The sequence below is a fragment of the Chryseobacterium viscerum genome (assembly GCF_002899945.2).
GTDB lineage: Bacteria > Bacteroidota > Bacteroidia > Flavobacteriales > Weeksellaceae > Chryseobacterium > Chryseobacterium viscerum.
In genome coordinates this window covers 57865-77822 of the sequence record NZ_PPEG02000002.1, presented here as the reverse complement: position 1 = coordinate 77822, position 19958 = coordinate 57865, and the positions used below count along the sequence as shown (strand labels likewise).

Sequence of the window (19958 nt, the reverse complement as noted above, 5' to 3'; positions counted from 1 at the left end):
TTACAACATTTTAATGATTGAACGTAAAGGTAAGATTTCTAAATAATTAAACGATCAGTTTATATCCAATCCCTTTTAATGTCTGAATCGTATTGATTCCTAGTTTTTCTCTTAGCCTTCTGATATGAACATCGATTGTTCTTTCTCCTACAATCACATCATTACCCCAAACTTTTTCCAGAATCTCTTCTCTTTTGAAAACTTTCTCAGTGTTGGAAGCCAATAGGTAAAGCAAATCAAATTCTTTTTTAGGAAGAAGAAATTGCTGTCCGGCTTTGGAAACTCTGAAGTTATCTTTGTCGATAACAAGGTCTCCGATTTCAATTAGTTTTGCATTATCAGAAACCTGAGAGGTCAACTGTAATAATGCATTCACTTTAGAGATAAGGATTTTCGGTTTGATCAGTTTTACGATGTAATCATTGGCACCCGCCTGAAAACCTGCTAATTGAGAAAATTCTTCGCTTCTTGCAGAAAGGAACACGATAAGTGTTTTTTGAAGTTCTTTCACTTTACGAAGTTCCTGACAGGTTTCTATACCATCTTTCTCAGGCATCATGACATCTAGTAAGATAAGGTCCGGAACAATTTCCTTTGCTTTTTCTATACCTTCATTACCATTGGTCGCTGTATAGATATCATACCCTTCCTTTTCCAAATTGTAAGACAGAATCTCTAAAATGTCCAGTTCATCGTCTATTAAAAGAATTTTTTTGCTCATCTTCTAGTTTAAGAATTCCCACAAAATTAATTATTTCAATTGATTTTATCTATCCGTCAAATGTTAACTAATTATTAAAAAACAACATTTTAACTTAAAATTACAAAATCAATAAAAAAATTAAACATTAAATACACATAAATCAAATATACGAAACAATATTGAAAATTAAAACAAAAAATATAATTAAAAAAATTAAACATCAATAACCGCATGTACACCTCATTCGTTCATACAAACTTCACAATTAATTAAGATTATCCTAAAGTTTTCTTAAAAACTTAGCCCTTATTTTGCCCTTGAAAAAGAAGTAAAAGAAGTAAAATGAAAAAACAACTCCACAAGAGCATTATGCTACTTGCCTTGTTTTCTGCTGGCTATGCCTTTGCACAGAGTCAGATTCTGGAAGGTAGGGTATTGGATGAGAAAGACAACACTCCTATAGAAGGAGTAAAGGTAAAAGTAAATGGCCAGGAAGTAACCACTGACATTTCCGGATACTACTCTATCAACCTATCCCCTGGTGCCAATTACATTGTAACGGTAAGTTCCAATGGGTATAACAGAAAAGAGATCAGTGAGGTTATTATAAAGAATGAAGGTAATACTCATCTTGATATCGTTCTGGACAAGCCATCTACTAAGGAAAAAGAAATTGAGGGAGTTGTCATAAAATCAAACGCCAGGAAAGAAACTATAGCCTCTACAATCGGTTTACAGAAAAATGCCGGTGTAGTTTCTCAGGTTATTGGGGTTGAAGCTATTAAAAGAAGTCCGGACAGAAACACGGGTGAAGTTCTGAAAAGAGTTTCAGGGGTGAGTTTATCTGAAGGAAAATATATCGTAGTAAGAGGGTTGTCAGACCGTTACAACCAGGCGATGTTAAATGGTATTCAGTTATCCAGTACGGAACCAGACAGAAAGACCTTTTCTTTTGACCTTTTCCCGGCAAACGTTATTGAAACTCTTGTTATCAACAAAACTTTCATTCCTGAATATACCGGAGAATGGGGAGGAGCTTTGATTCAGGTAAATACAAAGGATATTCCCAATAAAAATTTCTTCAATGTTCAGGTAGGTGTAGGAGGAAACACAGCTACTATGGGACAGGAATTCCATATGCAGAAAGGTGGAAAATGGGACTTCTTAGGAATTGATGACGGTTACAGAAAGCTTCCTACTAATATGCCTGCAAAAAATGGATTCAGCATTCTCACTGAAGGTCAGAAAACAGATATTGGTAAAGGATATACAAAGAACCTAGGATACAACAGTATTGGATATCCTGAAAATTTAAGTTTACAACTTGACGGAGGTTTCAATACAAAGCTTTTCGGAAAAGATTTAGGGGTAATTGCAGTATTAAACTACAGTAACAATAAAAGAAGAACCGAATCTACCAACCGTTTCTTTACCATCAACGACCAGCTTGCTGACACCAACTTCGATTATTTCACAGAAAAATACAGCAATGATATTATTTTAGGAGGGATGTTGAATCTTTCTTTAAAATTAAACAACAACAATAAAATTTCCTTAAAGAACATCATCACCAACAATACGGTGAACCATATGTCTTTCAGAACAGGAAAAGATTTTGAATTTGATCCGATCAACGGAACAAATATTATGGCAAGGGAAATTGGATTTAAAGAAACTACTTTCTATAACTCAACCCTTACCGGTACTCATAAAATTGATGCTCTTGGCGGATTTACCGTAAACTGGTACGGAAGCTTCGGGATCCTGGACCAATATATTCCTTTGCTACAGCGTTTGCAGTATAACCAATACACAACCATGGAAGGAAGCCCTTATTTGGCATTGATTTCTAATGGTCTTTCTCAAAAATCAGGAAGTGTATTTTATTCTACTCTAAGCGATTATCTCTATAATGCAGGGGGTGATATTTCCAAGTCATTTACTCTATTTGGGCAAAAACAAACCATCAAAGGAGGTTATTTGTTCCAGGTAAAAGATAGAATATACAACTCAAGACCTTTCTCTGTAAAACTTGAAAACTTCAACCAGGGATTACTTTCTCAACCTTTCGAAACGATCTTCAATCCTGGTAATTTCGGAGGTAACGGAGGATTTACATTTGATGAAATTGCAGGAAATCAGTACAGATATATTGCCAATACCATCCTTAACGCAGGATATTTACAGTTTGACAACAACTTCACACCATGGCTAAGAGCGGTATGGGGATTAAGAGTTGAAAACTTTGACCAGTTGGTAGGAAGCACAAAAAGAAGTGATGACCGTTTTGTAAATACTCGTGTTACTGACTTTTTACCAGCCGTTAACTTGACATTCAAGGTAAACCCTAAAATGAATATCCGTCTTGCAGGTTCACAAACTGTTGTAAGACCGGAATTTAGAGAGGTTTCTCCTTTAGCATACTATGACTTTGATTTGGGAGCTACCGTAATCGGTAACAAGTCTATTGAAAGAACAAAAATAACGAGTGCTGACGTTCGTTGGGAATATTACCCAAGAAACGGAGAAATTATATCCGTAGCAGGTTTCTATAAAAACTTCAAAAAACCAATCGAGCTATACTTCAACCAATCAGGGGTAGGAACCAGTAACACCTTCAACTATCTTAACGTAGATAAAGCTGATGCTTATGGTGTGGAAGTAGAAGTAAGAAAAAAACTTGATTTTGTAAGTGCTCTTAAAAACTTCACGCTAGGTGGAAACGTAGCTTTAATTAAAAACAAAGTAACAGACGAGGCTACTAAGATAGACAGACCAATGCAGGGACAATCTCCATATACTGTCAACGTAAGTCTTCAGTATGATACTGAAAAATCAGGATGGTCTTCTACTGTACTATTCAACATGATCGGAAGAAGAATTCTTTATGTAGGAAACGATCAGGTACCACCAATCTGGGAAGCACCAAGACCTCTTTTAGATTTCCAGCTTGCTAAAAAAATATGGAGCAACAAAGGAGAGATCAAGCTTAATGTTTCAGATATCCTGAACCGTCGTGCTAAATTCTACCATGACCTGAACGATAACGGTAAGTATGACAGTAAGGATGCTCTTGCTATTGAAAGACTTACAGGAACCAATATCAGTTTAACACTGGGATACAATTTTTAATTCATTCAACAAATAATCTAATAAATAATTTAATTCTTTATAACATGAAAAAGTTCGTTTTATATTCTTTAATGCTTGGCGCTCTAGTATCTACTACCGCATGTAGAAATATAGAAGAAGATGGACCTACCATTATTCAAAATGGAGGTAACGGAAACGGAGAGACTGAAAACCTTATTCTTTCAGGAAAGATCACTTCCAGCCTTACGCTTAAAGCTAATAAAATCTATAAGCTAAGAGGGCTAGTATACGTAACTAACGGAGCTACTTTAACTATCGAGCCAGGTACAAAGATTGTAGGTGAAGCTGATAAAAACGGAGCTTTGATCATTACAAGAGGAAGTAAAATCATGGCAGAAGGTACTGCTGCCAACCCAATTATCTTCACTTCTGAAAAACCAAGTCCTAAAAGAGGAGACTGGGCAGGGGTAGTAATTTTAGGAAATGCTCCTACTAATGCTTCTTTCGGTGGAGCAAACGGAGTTGGAGAGATTGAAGGAGGTATCAACAACTCTGATGGTCTTGGACTTTACGGTGGAACTAATGCTGCTGATAACAGTGGTGTATTAAAATATGTAAGAATAGAATATGCTGGATATGCATTCTTACCAGATAAAGAGATCAACGGACTTACATTCGGAGGTGTTGGTAACGGAACTAAAGTAGATTACGTAGAAGTTGCTTACGCTAATGATGACAGTTTTGAATGGTTCGGAGGAACGGTAAACTGTTCTCACCTTATTTCTTACAAAGGTCTTGATGATGATTTCGATACAGATAACGGTTTCGCAGGAAATATCCAGTTTGGTATCGCAGTAAGAGATTCTCAGGTAGCTGACGTTTCAGGTTCTAACGCATTTGAATCTGATAATGATGCTAACGGTTCTACTTTGACACCTCAGACATCCGCTACATTCTCTAACATGACGATCATTGGCCCAATCAACTCTGCGGCTCCAGGAACGATCAACGCATTATTCCAGAATGCTTTACAGATCAGAAGAAACTCTTCGATCTCTGTATTCAACTCTGTATTTACAGGATTCCCAGTTGGTTTATTCGTTGATGCTACCAAAGGTGCTCCAACAGATAACAATATTGTAGGGAACAAATTATTCTTTGAAAACAACGTTTTAGCAGGAAATACAACTCCTTTAAAATTCGGACCATCTACATCTACTCCGACAACTTATACATTAAACGATCTTACGACTTGGTTTAATGCGAAAGGAAATACAATCCTTGCTTCTACAGCTGATGTAAAACTTGCTGGCGCATGGGCTCCTGCAGGAACTACACCAAACTTCACTCCTAGTGCTGGTTCTCCATTATTAACAGGTGGAGCATTTACTAACCCTAAATTAGCTGCTTGGTTTACACAGGTAACTTACAGAGGGGCAGTAAAAGATGCCAACGATACTTGGTATGCAGGATGGACAAACTTCAACCTATAACACAATATAGCAGTTAGATTCAATTTTTAAAAGCCTTCGGAAGTATTTTCCGAAGGCTTTTTTTTATCATTATTATCTGATTTCACTGAAGTCTGACGATTTCAACATTAAGGGGTGTTCATATTGTAAAAAGGAACATTCCAATTTGAACAGCTGTTTTTTCATCGAATCCCAGATTGTCACAGATTCCCATATATGTTTATTGAGAAGTTTTGGCTAAAGCCAGGAGAATTTATTTTTATTAAGTTTAAACGGGCTAAAGCCCATTCCTATTGAATATAAAAATTACGAAATTTATAATCCGAATTACGTATCTCGGATCTCTGATCTTGCCCCTCGCCCCCCCAACCCAGAAACTCATTCAAAAAAATGCCCTCAGGAAAAAATCCCGACGGCATTCACAAAAAAACAAGTGTATAAAAAATATATACTTCAATTAATTTCTCCAAAATAAATTCCCATCATTCATCAGGGCTTTTATTTCAGACATTCTGGAAACGGCTTCTGCAGAACATGAAGCATCTGTCAGAACAATCGCTGCTTCATCCCCTGTCTTAGGCCATTGCTGCTTCCCTTTTTCATCCAGAGGAAGAATACTTTGAGTGGCAAACTGCAGGGCTCTTGATAAGGCATATTCTGTTGCATAACCATACAATTCAGCAATCAGATTGGCTTTCTGAAGCATATTTCCGGACCCGAATGTACTCCAATAGTCTTGTACATTATCATTTCCGATGAGTACATTTACTCCATATTTCTTCAGGGTTGGGATAGGCATTACCGTTCCTTTAAAAGGTACAGAAGAAGCAATTCCCACTTTTCCTGCAGCCAGTCTTTCTGCAATCTGTTCTGTTTCTTTCGGGGAAAGGTGAGCCAAAGCAAATGCATGGCTTACAAATGTTTTCCCCTGAAGGTCCGGATTTTCGATCGCTTTATCAATCAGATAATTGATCGTTTTCATCCCGGACTCTCCTACTTCGTGCAGGTGAATATCAATTCCTTTATGATGGTCTAAAGCCAGCTGAACTGTAAAATCCATTACTTTTTCAATGCTTCCGTCAATGCTTAAAGGATCCAATCCACCGATGAAGCTTACGCTTTTCAGCTGCGCGGCTTCTTTCATTAAAGGAGCAGATTCTGTATAGTAAACCCCATGTTGCGGGAAAGCTACCAGTTCAGCTTTAAAAGAATCTTTCTTATTTTCAAGAGCCTGTTCAAGATGTTCAAGGGACTTCAATCCTGATGTAGGATCAATGTTGAAATGTGTTCTTGCAAAGTGAGTTCCGTAATGTTGCTGCAGACTGATCAGCTGTTCTGCTCTGCTTACGGAAGTTTTCAATAGCTCGGGAATGATTTCCTGTTCATAAGTAATCATGTCTTTCACCGTTCTTCTTTTTGGAGAAAGGGCCTGCCACGGAAGTCCGTATAATGTTTTATCCAAATGGATGTGCATATCTCTGAAAGCAGGAAGCATCAGATATCCTTTTGCATCTATTGCTGAAGATGTAGGATCGTTTGCTTTTATTGATTTGATCTTTCCCTCTTCAATTTCAATACTGAAAAGGTCAGTTTTTGTTCCGGTTACCTCTTCATTTTCGTATTCAAAACCTGTTTCCAGGCGGACATTTTTCAGGGAATAGTTTCCTTTTGCAGTTAATTGATAGGGAAATTGCATGATTTAAAATTTTAACAATACAAAATTAGCCCGGCTTCAGGATAAAACCGGTGTATCAATTATGTCTTGTTTTGTACAGATTATTCTTTGAATTGAGATGGCGTCATTCCCGTCTGTGCTTTAAAGAATTTTGAAAAGCTGGCATGATCGTAGAAGCCAAGATCATACACAATATCCTTCACCGACATTTCGGAAACTTTCAATAGCCTTTTTGCTTCCAGTAAAATACGATCCTGGATAAGAGATGAAGCGGGAGTATTGAGATTTTTCTTGCAGACGATATTCAGATAATTGGCAGAAATATTCAGTTTATCGGCATAAAAAGAAACAGACCTTTCTGTTTTGAAATGTTCATCAATAAGATTCAGAAACTTTGAAATAATAGGATTCGAATTATAGACCTCAAAATCTTTAAAAGCCCCTTCCACAGAGGTGCTCACCAGCAGACCGATCAGCTCACTTCTTTTTTGAATGAGTTCCCAAAATATTTTTTCTCCGTTCAGTTCTTTCTGAATGGCTTGAAATTCATACCGAAAAGTCGCAAAGACTTCTTTGGAAAGATTGATAACCGGATGATTCTGGTAATAAGATGCCGAAAATCGTAAGGAAGGCAGAAAGCTTTCATACCAATCCCTGCTGATCATCAACTGATATCCGATGGTTTCTTTTTCAATCACCCATTGATGCACCTGCTCTGGAAAAACCAAATGAATCTGAAGGTCTTTCACCTGATATTCTGTAAAATCTATCGTATGTGAGCCAAGTCCGTGCTCAAAAAGATTGATGATAAAAAAATCATGCTTATGGGGATCGTCAATAGAGCGTGCTCCGTTGAGTTCATTAAACAGCAGGTGACAACCAGACATCTGATTTTCACTAAATTCCTTAATTCCTAAAATAGGAAAATGATCTGTATGGTAACCCATTTTGCCTGATTTTCTCTTAAAATTAATAAAAATAATGAGAGAAAAAATTAAAATAGCCACAAAAAGAAAACCTATTCCTTTTGTGGCTCAAAAACACACTGACTAAATATATATTGATCTAAGATTATTACCTGTTTTTCATTTTGAATTAAAAAACAATATTTCCCTCATGTACTAGTGATTCTACCTCTGAAATTCTTGATACAGCCTCTGCTGAACAGCTTGCATTGATCAATACAAAGTCTGCTTTATCTCCTGCTTTTGGCCATTGCTGAGTGCCTTTATCATCTAGCGGCAGTATATTTCCTGTTGCCAGTTTTAAACTTCTCGACAGTAAAAGCTCTGTTGAATAGCCATATAATTGAGCCATTAAGTTGGCTTTTTGCAATACACTTCCTGTTCCGAAAGTATTCCAGTGATCTACGATACTGTCGTTTCCTGTCAGAACGGTTACATTATGCTTATAAAGGGTTGGTATTGGCATGATCATTCTACCAAAAGGGATTGTAGAAACAATTCCAATTTGAGCTTCTGCTAATTTTTCAGCGATTTCTTCCTGTTTTGCAGCTTCTAATTTAGCTAAGATAAAACAGTGGCTTAAATAGGTTTTCCCTTTCAGAGAAGGGTTTTCATTTACTTTTTTAATAAGGTATTCTACCGTTTTCAATCCGGAATCCCCGGTTTCATGCAGGTGAATATCTATTCCTTTTTTATGATCTACCGCAAGCTGAACAGTGAAATCCACCACTTTTTCAATGTTCCCATCTATGTTGAAAGGGTCTACCCCACCGATAAAATCAATATCCATCTTCGCCGCTTCTTTCAGATAAGGCGCAGAATCAGTATAAAATACTCCATGCTGTGGAAATGCTACCAGTTCGGCTCCAAAACCTTTCTTTTTATTTTCTAAAGCTTTCTGTAGATTTTTTAATGATTGAAGTTTTGAAGTCGGTTCAATATTTACATGACTTCTAGCATAGGAAGTTCCTTTTGACTGTAGCAGTTCAATCAGTTTTTCGGCCTTGAAGGTTGAATTTTTCAGCATTTCCGGAAGCATTTTCTGCTCCAGCTCTATCATTCCTTTGATCCCTCCGGTTCTTTTTCTAACGGCCTGCCATTGATCCCCATAAAAAGTTTTATCCAGATGAATATGCATGTCTTTAAAGGCGGGAAGCATCAATAATCCTTTTGCATCTACTGCTTTAGCATTAGGCTGATTTGTAGTAATCTTTGTAATTTTTCCGTTTTCAACTTCTACACAAAATAGATCTGTTTTGGTAGACGCTACTTCTCCTTCCTGATATTCAAAACCAGTTTCCAGACGAACATTTTTAAGGCTTATTTTTCCTTTTGCCAAAATATTGTTTTCATCAAAGAAAGGCGATGCCGTCATGATAGTAGGTATTAAAGTGAATCCCGCCACAGCCAGTGCTGAATTTCGGATAAAATCTTTGCGGGAGATGGTATTGTCAGAAGTCTTCATTTCCAATCTATTTATGACAAAATTAAAAAGAAGTCTCCTGAACGAGGTGTACGGTTTATTACAAAATCTGTATGATTTATGCTTTGTGAATATGCATGTTTCAGATAATCATTGTAAAATAAAATTCCCCGTCAGATTGAGGTTACATTTTTGCATAAAAAAACCGGATATAAAATCCGGTTCTATTTATATTTACTTATTGGAATATTCAAATTTTCTTACGGCTTCCAATGTCATATCAATCTCTTTATCTTTGATGGCATCACTGATGAAGTACGTTTCATAACCACTTGGTGGAAGATACACTCCATTCTGAAGCATCTGGTGGAAGAAGTTATTGAACAATGAATGATTAGCTTCCTGAGCCTCATCAAAGTTTGAAACCCTGTTGATATGGAAGAAAACAGACATCATAGAACCTTTTCTGTTGATCTTATGAGCAATTCCTTTTTCATTTAAAATTTTTCCAATTTCAAAATCTAAGGTTTCTGTTGTTTTATGGAGTCTGTTGAAAAATTCCGGATCATTTTTAATAAGCTGAAGGGTTTTTAATCCCGCTCTCATTGCCAAAGGATTTCCACTTAATGTTCCTGCCTGGTATACTCCTCCTTTTGGAGCCAGGTGATCCATAATTTCATTTCTTCCTGCAAAAGCACCCACTGGCAGTCCACCACCGATTACTTTTCCATAAGTCACCAAGTCTGCTTTTACATCGAAAAGCTCCTGAGCTCCTCCGAAAGCCAATCTGAAACCGGTCATCACTTCATCAAAAATTAACAAAGCTCCATTTTCATCACAGATCTTTCTCAGGTTTTGTAAGAAGTTGTTTTCGGGCAGTACACACCCCATATTTCCTGCAACCGGCTCTATAATTACGGCTGCAATCTCGCCCTGATTATGACGGAACAAATCTTCAACTTGTTCAAAATCATTATAACGGGCTAGTAATGTATCTTTAGCAGTACCGGCAGTTACTCCCGGAGAATTTGGGTTCCCGAAGGTAGCCGCACCGCTTCCTGCTTTAATTAGAAATGAGTCTGAATGTCCGTGGTAGCAGCCTTCAAATTTTACGATCTTATCTCTTCCTGTGTATCCTCTTGCCAGTCTTACTGCGCTCATACATGCTTCTGTTCCTGAAGAAACCATTCTGATCTGGTCAATGTTCGGAACATTTTCGACGATGAATTTTGCAATTTCTGTTTCCAGTTCTGTAGGAGCACCGAAAGAAAACCCTTTCTCTGCCTGGATTTTCAGTTCTTCCAATACTTCAGGATGTGTATGTCCTAAAATGGCTGGGCCCCATGAGTTGATATAATCGATGTAAGTATTCTCATCTGCATCGGTAAGGTACGCTCCTTTTGCCGATTTCATAAAAACAGGCACTCCTCCTACGGATTTGAATGCTCTTACCGGAGAGTTTACTCCTCCCGGAATGTATTTGTAGGCTTCATCAAATAAAGCCGAACTTCTTTGATACTTCATATATACTTGGTTGCTGTCGACAGCTGCTGGTTGGCATTTGACTGTCAACGGTAAACTCTCAACAAAAAATTAAATTAGTTTCGTGGTTTTTTGTCTATTAAATAAATCAGCTGTCCTGCAGAGGGCTGCTGTCCTTCATCCATTCTGTTTTTAGCGTATAATTTATGTAATTTGATTCCGAATTTCTGGGCAATATCATGCATATCTTCACCAGATTCTACTTTATAGGTCGCTGTATTTCCTGTAGAATTTTTCGATTCAAGGAAAACAATATCATTCTTTTTTAAAGTTTCATTTTCCAGTTCATTCCATTTCATCAGTCTGCTTTCGCTCACTTTGAATTTGTTGGCAATGAATTTCACATCGGTATCTTCAGGAATGACAATATATTTCAGCCCATCGTTCGGATGACTTTTGATAAGAATAGAATTCAGAATTTCAGCTTTCGTTTTGATTCTTTCTACTCTTTTTTGCTGTTGTGCGTAAGAAGTCTGTTTGTAAGGAACTTCTACCGTAACCGGTTCTTTAGCTTTTCTGGTTGCCTTTGAGGGCTCCAGCTGTGCCATGAAAGTTCTGTCGTCTTTCAGGTCCGGATACATTTTAAGAACAGCGTACAATACTTCATTGGAATTGGTATTGTCGTATTCGTATAACTTGTACTTTTCAATTTTGGTGATAAGAATGGAAGCATAACGTGGATTGGTAGCATACCCTGCTTTTTTTAACCCTGTCGCCCATGCTCTGTAATCTCTCATATCCAGTTTGAAAAGGTTGGTGTAATATTTTCTGGTGGATAAAAATATAGAATGGTCTTCATAAGACTGTTTGGGATCGTCATACACGCGGAAGCATTCGTTGGGTGCATCATCGGTATGTTTCATCGTTTTACCGGTCCAGTCTTCTTTACATTTTATTCCAAAATGGTTTTTACCTTCCTGTGCCAATCTGCTTTGCCCGCCTCCGGTTTCTAACAACCCTTGTGCAAGCGTAATAGAAGCTGGAATTTTATATTTTTCCATTTCTTCTACGGCATATTTAGCAAACTTCTGAATATACTGATCTTCGGTTGCCCAAGACTGGGCAGAAAATTTTGATAAAACTAAAAGGCTTATGGATAGGAAAAGTCTTTTCATCTTATAATTTTTATTGTTTTAAAATGAAAGATGGAACACTAAGTGTTTCATGTTTTTCAATTTTACTTATATAATTAAATTTCTGTTCTGTTTTTCTAAAAGCAGATTAGCCCCCTCAATTCCCTGCAATCCACCTGTGTGAAAGCATAAAATCCTGCTGTTCTCAGGAAAAAAATCTTTATCTATCAGTTCAAAAACTTTCTCCATCATTTTTCCTGTATAAATCGGTTCTAAAGGAATACCATATTTCTCTTTGAAATCATTGATAAAACGGATGTTTCCATCATTTATTTTACCGTAACCTCCAAAACATGAATCTATTAGATTAAAATTCTGTCTCAAAGTTAATTCAAAAATTTTATTTTCAAGTGAAGCATCATCTACCACCTTACATCCTATAACTTTCTGATTATCTTCACAAAATTTTGAAATTCCTGCAATGGTTCCTCCTGTTCCCACTGCGGTGCAAAGATAGTCAAAATCTTTTGTTTGTTCGTTGAGCATCATTTTCACCCCTTCTACAGCCTCTTCATTAGTGCCTCCTTCAGGGACTATTAATGCTTCGGGAAACTCCTGCTGAAGGAATTCGGTCAGTTTTTCTTTGTGTCTGTATTCTTCCCGGGTGACAAATTTCAGGTTCATGCCATTTCTTTTGGCAAAAAGTAAGGTAGGATTGTCACGCCATTTATCTTGCAGTTCTTCTCCACGGATGATTCCCAATGTTGGAATACCGGCTAAGTTTCCTACTGCTGAAACTGCTGCTATATGATTGGAAAAAGCCCCACCAAAGGTAATAATATAGGGGTTCTCAGGATTTTTTTCCAGATAGTGATTCACATTATAAAACAGCTTCCAGTATTTGTTCCCTGAAATCTGCGGATGAATCTGGTCTTCCCTTTTAATGAAAAGTTTTACATTTTTATGAATGAGAATTTCCTGAATGGGAATAGGTTCTTTGGGAAGTTGTAATAGCATTTCAGTTTTGACTACTCAAGGTTTATTGTTTGCAAAAGTAGGAAAAGATTTAATGTTGTATAGAGTTCTTATTTTATGAACTCTCGTTCGTTGAGTTTTTCCCGCAGATGACACAGCTTTTCGCAGATGATTTTATGTGATAATGTGCTAAAGCCCACCCCTATTGAATATTCAATGTTGAATGTTGAATGTTGAAAATTACAGTCTAAAATATGAAATCCAAAAACCAAGTTTCCAAGCCTCGAATCCCGAATCCCCGAAACTCGAAACGCAAAACTCATCATTCACAACTCTACAGATATTTTCTAAAGTTCCAGAACTTTCTTTTTTTAAGGTAACTCAGGTTCTTTTCATTGGTATAGGCTTCTCTTTCAAATGAAATCCTTCTGTAGGCAAGATAACCGTCTTTGAGTTTGAAGAACCAATAGTAATATTCAATAACATAGAAAATATAAAAGAAAATGATGAGCATTTCCAATTGTTGCTGTAAATGAATTTTTTCGTGATTGATCAATATATTATTTTCCTTATCTTCGGGTTTCCTAATGAAGATAAAGGGAAAGAGAGCAATGCCATTAATTTTTAATTTTTTTAAAGGCTTTTGGCATACAATTATCATAGTAACAAATATAAAAAGTTTTTTGACAAGCATTTAACTTATGGCCCATTATGACATCAAAGAAGGTGAAGACTTCTACTATAATGAACAGGGGTACAAGGTTTTTACAGAAAAATTTCATCTGAAAAGAGGTCATTGCTGTAAAAGCGGTTGCAGACACTGTCCTTACGGGTACGATAAAAAGACTGATACATTCATTAAAAGCGATAAAAAAAAATAAATAAAATGAAAAAATATATTTTTATTTTGTTGGCGTCTGCTACATTAGGTTTAACTTCTTGTAGCCCTTTTCAGGTACGTTCAGATTATGCTGAAACAGCCAATTTCAATTCTTACAAAACATATAAAATAAGAATTGATGATCTAAAATTGAATGATATTGATAAAGACAGAGTGCTGAATGAACTGTCGAGACAGCTTCAGAGCAAAGGACTACAGTCCGGAGAAAATCCTGATCTAATTATCAACGTAAAAGCAAATCATAAAAAGGTTACCGATATTAATTCCTCTTCACCTTACGGAATGTGGGGATGGGGTGGACCATTCGGATGGGGAGTTGGCATGAACAGAACATGGACAACAAATTATAATGAAGGAGCACTGATTGTTGACCTGATTGATGCAAAAAGCAATAAATTGGTTTGGCAGGGTATTGGAAGCGGAATTTCTGTAGATTCTCCAAAAGCGAAACAAAGACAAATTCCTGAAATTATGGCTGAGATTATGAAAAATTATCCGCCACAAAGAAAGTAAAATTAAGTCATCCATTATATGAGCCAGTACGTTTTGTACTGGCTTTTTTGTGGTGTATGTTTTTCCCACAGATGCCACAGATGATTGTTGAATATGATCTTTTATTCTTTAAGTTTTGGCTAAAGCCGGATGAAAATGGTTTGTATTGTAAACCGAAACCGGGCTAAAGCCCGGTCCTATTGATAGAATAAAGAAACGCTGATATTTAATCACAAAATAATTCATAATTCATAATTCATAATTCATAATTCATAATTCATAATTCTTTCCTCATTATTTCTTACATGCAGTGCATTTTAAAATTAACGATTCCTTAATTTTTTATTCATAAAAATGTAGTAATCTTGTTGAAACTTGTATTGATATGAAAAAAATCATCTTATTTTCAGTATTTGCAGGACTTGCCCACGCACAGGCTCCTGCAGGATACTACAATTCTGCGAATGGACTGAGTGGTGCAGCGCTGAAAACTTCATTAAGCAGTATCATCACCAGCGGTCACCAGGATAAAGGCTACAGCGGATTGTGGACTGCCTATAAAACCACAGATATTGATAAGGACTATGAAAATGACGGATCTATCCTTGATATTTATTCTGAAAAACCTTCAGGAGCTGATCCTTATAAATATACTCCGGGAACCAACCAATGCGGTACCTATTCTACGGAAGGGAATTGCTATAACAGAGAACATATTATTCCTCAAAGTCTCTTTAATGAAGCTTCCCCAATGGTTTCTGACATTAACTTCATCAGAGCTACGGATGGAAAGGTAAACGGAATGAGAAGCAATTATCCTTTCGGAAAGGTAGGAAGTGCTTCTTTCACCTCAAAGAACGGTTCAAAACTTGGAACTTCAGCTTCCTCAGGATATGCGGGGACCGTTTTTGAGCCGATTGACGAGTTTAAAGGAGATGTGGCCCGTATGATTTTCTATTTTGTAACCCGCTATCAAAGCAAACTTTCTAGTTTTTCATCAGGAGATATGTTGGGAAGCTCTACTTTCCCGGGATTGCAGACATGGGAACTGAATGTTTTGTTAGCTTGGCATAATCAGGATCCGGTTTCTCAGGCTGAGATCAAAAGAAATAATGCTTCTTATACTTATCAGGGGAATAGAAATCCATTTATTGATAATCCTAATTACGCTAATCTTATCTGGGGCTCTCAACAGCCTTCAAGCGACACTCAGGCTCCTACCACAGCGACAGGACTTAATGTTTCAGGAAAAACATCCAGTAGCATTTCTCTTGCATGGAATGCTTCTACAGATAATGTAGGAGTTACCGCTTATAACGTCTATATGAACGGAATCCTGAAAACTACAGTAAGCTCAACTTCTACAACTATTTCAGGACTGACTCCTTCAACTTCCTACAGCTTTTATGTTGTAGCAAAGGATGCGGCAGGAAATTCTTCATCGAACAGTTCTACCGTTTCCGGGACTACCAATGCCGGAACGACGACTCCTGCTACCAATTGTGCTAATGAAAGTTTTGAAACCATTCCTGCAGCCAGCGCTACTTATTCCAGCAGAACCTGGAGTAACGGAGGGTTCTCATGGACTGCAACGGATGCAAGAACTGACCAAACTCTCAATAATAAAGCGATTACAGTAAGAAGCGGTTCTTTAACTTCTGGCAGTTCTGCTAATGGTATTGGATCTCTGACCGTAACTACACAACTTAAGTTTACAGGGAGTAATGATACTTTTGATGTAAAAGTGAATGGAACAAGTGTAGGAACGATTCCTTACAGTGCTTCAGCAGCAACTACGACTATCAACAATATCAATATTTCCGGAAATGTAGTGATAAGTCTGGTGAACAATTCAACAAGTAACAGAGTTGCTATTGATGATCTTTCATGGACCTGTTATTCCGGATCAACGGCAAGAATGGCTCAAAGTACGGCTTCAGAAACAACTTCTAACAGTTTTAAAATCTCGCCCAATCCCATTACCAATCAGGAAATTTTTGTAAAAGGAGAACTTCAGAAGGTAAAAAAAGCAGAGATTTATAATCTTCAGGGGAAGGTTCTTCAGACCATTGATCAACCTTTCAGAAGTGGAAATTCTATCAAAACAAGAAATCTTGAGCAGGGAATTTATATTTTGAAACTGGATCAAACTACGATACAGTTCATGGTAAAATAATTCAAATATTCATTTCATATAAAAAAATGCCGGTCTATGAGAAGACCGGCATTTTTTATTTTTAAAGCTCCCGCAGATTTTGCAGACTGAGCGGATGTTTTTTAACACAAAGGTTTTATTTTTTCTGCCTTATTTTTAGAAAGCGAAGAGGAATCAGTAAACTGATTTGACTAAGCGAATGTTTTAATTTTTTTGTTTGTTTTTATCTTAATTCAATAAAGTTTGTCCATATCCGGATATCCTGATCCTTTCAGAAAATCTTTCCATTCTTTATTTTTGAAGACAAAGAGATTACAACGGTATTCATCGGGTCTGTTATCTACTTTTGTTTCACAGTAATAGTATAGCAGATCTTTGTTTTTCCAGATGGCTACTTCCTGTCTGAGTTTATTATGAGTCTGAATGACCTCGTTATCTTTAATCTCAGATTCAAAGCTTTCCCGTACGGTATCAAAGCTGGGTTTCTGAAGTGTTTTATTTAGGTTTTCAAAAAGAGCCATTTTTTCCTGCTCTGTATAGATATCAATCTGATACATTCCCAACTCGTCTTCTTTTTCATTGCCCAGAGGGCCAATTTCCTGGTCTACTTTTCCGTAATGTAAAAGGACTTTGTTGGTATTTTTATTATTCTTTCCTTCTAAATCTATTCCATTGAAGTGTAATAGTTCTTTTGAAGCAAACGCCAGTCTGTCATTTCCAATCAGCGTAACTTCACTGGTACGTACAGCATCTTTGGCAGTTGCTCCGGCAGATTTTAAAATTTCATTGATGTTTTGCCCTGCTTTAAGCTTAGCTAGATTAAAAGGTTCTGTCTGAGTACTTCCCTGCGTTTCCACCAAAGCCCGGGTGCTTTTATTTTTCTGCTTGTTACATGATGCAAGTCCCAGGCAGATCAAGGGTATTAATATGTAATTCAGATTTTTCATAATGTTAGTGTCTGGTTATAAAGAATAAAAACAGAAAAAACGATTCAAGTCTCCAGAAATTGTTTTTTATGTATTTTACTCTTGCTTCTATTTCCTATTTTGAATATATGAGGCCTTCTGTAATGATTGCAGCTCACCTTTTAATTCATATACTGATACCACGGAGATCCTTGAGGTGTCGGATATTTTAATCCAAAAACCGCATTATTACGGTAAGCATCTTTGGTAACAGAAATGTATTTATTTCTTATTTTTCCATCATTTTCAATAGAAATACTCAATATGGAGTAATTTTTTCCGTCGTCCCAGAAGAAAGAGGTAGGATAGGTAAAAGTATTTTTCTCGTTTTTAATCCATGAAACTTTTTCCGGGGACAGTTTTTTTAGTTTTTCAAAAATAGATTTTACAAGTTGTGCCTCTACGGTTGCTTTATCTGTAATAGCCGCTGTAGGATTTCCATGTTTTTTCACTATTTTTTCTACAAATTCCAGAGCATATTTTTCGTCAGCATTGGTATCAAGAGCACCTACCTTTCCTTTATAAACGGTAATTCTTGTACCCATAGTATTGTCTAATGCAATATTTCCGTATGATAATCCTTTGTTTTCATCAGCATAATATTGAATGATATCAGGTTTTGCTTCATCTTTCAGAAATAAGTCTTTGTTTTCAAAATCATATTTTTTCGCATCATCACCTAATACAACCGATGACAGATCAAATGCTTTACTTCCACAACACACATTGATTAAAACAATGAAAATCAATATAATAATCCTTCCTATTTTCATTCTAATTAAAATTTTCCCTGAAAAACTGACTGCATTTCGGGTTATTGATTTTGTTTTTCTTTTATGATCTTAGACCAATCTGTAAACATCTTGGTAATGGTATTGGCATTGATTAAACTGAAAATAAACATTCCCGTGAAGACCGTAAGCCAGCAGTAAGCCAGTTTTACCCCATTTTTATCTGTGATAAAGAAAAGTACAAATATGGTAATAGCTCCCAATATAAATGTAAAAAGCAAGGTATACAGCAGTACATGAATGATGTACATATTGAATTTAAGCTTTCTGAAGATCCAGCCTATCAATGCAATCGGAATAACCAACACAACCGGAAGGAGCATAGCTCCGAAAATGGTAACTTCCGGGTAGTCTGCTATTTTGTCTTCTAATCCGAAAAAGGTATTAAAACTGAACTCCATTATATTGTTTTTCAGCATCTGTTATCTCAAGTAATGTTTTGTCTTTATATGCAAGCATTTTTGCCAGTATAACATTTGGAAATTCATGAATTCCTATATTATAAAGGTTAACGCTATCATTAAAAAATTCTCTTCTGTCCGCTATTCTGTTCTCCAGTTCGGAGACTCTTTTCTGCAGCTCAAGAAAATTATTATTCGATTTCAGCTCGGGATAGTTCTCAGAAACAGCAAAGAAGGATGATAAGGCTTTTGAAGTTTCATTTGCCAAGGCTGTCCTTTGGTCTGCATCTGTACTGTTGTTATAAAAAGTTCTGAGCTCTGTAAGGCGTGTAAGGAGCTTTTCCTCGTAGTTCATAAAGTGTTTGGCTACAGTGACCAGATTGGGGATTTCATCTGCCCGCTGCTTCAGCACCACATCAATATTTCCGTATGCTTTTTCAACGTTAAATTTGAGCATGACCAATTTGTTATACAGATTGATAAGAAAGCTGATGATAACAACTCCCAACAGGATAAGTAGTATGATTGCGACCGTCTGATTCATTATTGTATGAGTATATAAATAATTATTAAAAGGATAATGGAGCAGGTAAACATAAATGACCTCAGCAATGGCTGATACTTATTCCAAACGGTGATTCCTGATGCTGAAGTAATCCCAAGGATTTTATAATAGTCATCTTTTCTTATGAAAGGAACTCCGTTTTTAGAATCTGCATATCCTACCAACAGCATTTTCTGACCCTCTTTCAAAAGAGTTTCTGTATATCTTTTGCTGCCATGACTGCTTCTATTGGTTTCTCCCAACAAAACAAGCTCTATTCCATCAGGTTCTACTTCTATGGCTCCGGTATCATCTTTTATCTGAAAAAGATTACACTGCGTCTCCCGGTGAACTGTGCGGTATGTTTCTTTACCGTCAGAATCTCTGTCTATATTTTCAATAGTATAATAATATCCGATACAAACTTCATTTTTCACCGGTGAAAACAAAGGATTCTTCATCATTAAAGTTCCTTCAACCTCTACCAATCCCTTGGCCACTGAATGTATCTTTGATGTGGGAAGGGATGACTGTAAACGTAAAAACCGTTTAGCAGCATTAGGCTTCATTAAAGCAATAAAGATGAGTACAAAAATCAATAGCGGAATAAAAATGATTGCCTTTTGTGCATAGCTGTCATAATTATTGGCAATTTCAAAAGCATATTCATGCAGTGGCATTTTTTCTTTGAAAATAATCCACAGTATAAAATAAACAAAGCATGATATTATTATTCCCAGAATAATATAGCCTATATATGATCTTTTTTTGTTTTCCCCCATGTACTT

General features: G+C 36.6%; 18 protein-coding genes. 5 read left to right on the top strand and 13 right to left on the bottom strand.

The window, feature by feature from the left end; translation table 11 throughout:
* Positions 1-46 precede the first annotated feature (46 nt).
* Positions 47-721 (bottom strand): response regulator, encoded by a 675-nt coding sequence (locus C1634_RS04015; RefSeq protein ID WP_109737926.1) that lies wholly within the window; start codon positions 719-721, stop codon positions 47-49.
* A 324-nt stretch (positions 722-1045) separates the two neighbouring features.
* Between C1634_RS04015 and C1634_RS04010 the strand changes: the two genes are divergently transcribed.
* Together C1634_RS04010 and C1634_RS04005 are read left to right on the top strand one after the other, a co-directional pair.
* The gene (locus C1634_RS04010) at positions 1046-3835 is read left to right on the top strand and encodes a TonB-dependent receptor domain-containing protein (RefSeq protein ID WP_109737925.1); all 2790 of its coding nucleotides are present in this window, start codon (positions 1046-1048) and stop codon (positions 3833-3835) included.
* 44 nt (positions 3836-3879) lie between these two features.
* Complete coding sequence (locus C1634_RS04005) at positions 3880-5289, top strand: hypothetical protein (protein WP_103231506.1); 1410 nt, start codon at positions 3880-3882, stop codon at positions 5287-5289.
* Between the two features lie 436 nt (positions 5290-5725).
* Here the strand turns inward: C1634_RS04005 and C1634_RS04000 are convergent, their stop codons facing one another.
* The 7 genes from C1634_RS04000 to C1634_RS03970 all read right to left on the bottom strand — a co-directional run bounded on the left by C1634_RS04000 (position 5726) and on the right by C1634_RS03970 (position 13582).
* Positions 5726-6964: an amidohydrolase gene (locus C1634_RS04000; RefSeq protein WP_103231507.1), complete on the bottom strand. Its 1239-nt coding sequence runs from the start codon at positions 6962-6964 to the stop codon at positions 5726-5728.
* An 80-nt stretch (positions 6965-7044) separates the two neighbouring features.
* Positions 7045-7890: a helix-turn-helix domain-containing protein gene (locus C1634_RS03995; protein ID WP_103231508.1), complete on the bottom strand. Its 846-nt coding sequence runs from the start codon at positions 7888-7890 to the stop codon at positions 7045-7047.
* Between the two features lie 148 nt (positions 7891-8038).
* Positions 8039-9373 carry an amidohydrolase gene (locus C1634_RS03990; protein WP_109737924.1) on the bottom strand — a complete coding sequence of 445 codons (1335 nt, stop codon included), beginning with the start codon at positions 9371-9373 and terminating at the stop codon, positions 8039-8041.
* Between the two features lie 192 nt (positions 9374-9565).
* Entirely contained in the window at positions 9566-10855 is a 1290-nt protein-coding gene (gene hemL, locus C1634_RS03985) for a glutamate-1-semialdehyde 2,1-aminomutase (protein WP_103231530.1), read from the bottom strand.
* A 74-nt stretch (positions 10856-10929) separates the two neighbouring features.
* Positions 10930-11988 (bottom strand): glucosaminidase domain-containing protein, encoded by a 1059-nt coding sequence (locus C1634_RS03980; RefSeq protein ID WP_103231510.1) that lies wholly within the window; start codon positions 11986-11988, stop codon positions 10930-10932.
* A 66-nt stretch (positions 11989-12054) separates the two neighbouring features.
* Positions 12055-12963, bottom strand: coding sequence for a 1-aminocyclopropane-1-carboxylate deaminase/D-cysteine desulfhydrase (locus C1634_RS03975; RefSeq protein WP_103231511.1), 909 nt, complete (start codon positions 12961-12963; stop codon positions 12055-12057).
* A 292-nt stretch (positions 12964-13255) separates the two neighbouring features.
* Entirely contained in the window at positions 13256-13582 is a 327-nt protein-coding gene (locus C1634_RS03970) for a hypothetical protein (RefSeq protein ID WP_103231531.1), read from the bottom strand.
* Positions 13583-13622: 40 nt separating this feature from the next.
* On the opposite strand from C1634_RS03970, the gene C1634_RS03965 reads away from it, so the two are divergent.
* The 3 genes from C1634_RS03965 to C1634_RS03955 all read left to right on the top strand — a co-directional run bounded on the left by C1634_RS03965 (position 13623) and on the right by C1634_RS03955 (position 16490).
* Positions 13623-13802, top strand: coding sequence for a DUF5522 domain-containing protein (locus C1634_RS03965; RefSeq protein ID WP_089690100.1), 180 nt, complete (start codon positions 13623-13625; stop codon positions 13800-13802).
* A gap of 5 nt (positions 13803-13807) precedes the next feature.
* Positions 13808-14335 (top strand): DUF4136 domain-containing protein, encoded by a 528-nt coding sequence (locus C1634_RS03960; RefSeq protein ID WP_103231512.1) that lies wholly within the window; start codon positions 13808-13810, stop codon positions 14333-14335.
* Positions 14336-14699: 364 nt separating this feature from the next.
* Positions 14700-16490 carry an endonuclease gene (locus tag C1634_RS03955; protein WP_109737923.1) on the top strand — a complete coding sequence of 597 codons (1791 nt, stop codon included), beginning with the start codon at positions 14700-14702 and terminating at the stop codon, positions 16488-16490.
* Between the two features lie 212 nt (positions 16491-16702).
* On the opposite strand, the gene C1634_RS03950 is transcribed toward C1634_RS03955, so the two are convergent.
* The 5 genes from C1634_RS03950 to C1634_RS03930 form a co-directional block, all read right to left on the bottom strand.
* Complete coding sequence (locus C1634_RS03950) at positions 16703-17416, bottom strand: hypothetical protein (RefSeq protein WP_103231514.1); 714 nt, start codon at positions 17414-17416, stop codon at positions 16703-16705.
* 140 nt (positions 17417-17556) lie between these two features.
* Positions 17557-18207: a hypothetical protein gene (locus C1634_RS03945; protein ID WP_103231515.1), complete on the bottom strand. Its 651-nt coding sequence runs from the start codon at positions 18205-18207 to the stop codon at positions 17557-17559.
* A 41-nt stretch (positions 18208-18248) separates the two neighbouring features.
* Positions 18249-18626 (bottom strand): hypothetical protein, encoded by a 378-nt coding sequence (locus tag C1634_RS03940; RefSeq protein WP_123921378.1) that lies wholly within the window; start codon positions 18624-18626, stop codon positions 18249-18251.
* Positions 18610-19170, bottom strand: coding sequence for a LemA family protein (locus tag C1634_RS03935; protein WP_103231517.1), 561 nt, complete (start codon positions 19168-19170; stop codon positions 18610-18612). The genes C1634_RS03940 and C1634_RS03935 overlap by 17 nt, the downstream gene beginning before the upstream one ends.
* Positions 19170-19850, bottom strand: coding sequence for a hypothetical protein (locus tag C1634_RS03930; protein ID WP_123921376.1), 681 nt, complete (start codon positions 19848-19850; stop codon positions 19170-19172). The genes C1634_RS03935 and C1634_RS03930 overlap by 1 nt, the downstream gene beginning before the upstream one ends.
* Positions 19851-19958 lie beyond the last annotated feature (108 nt).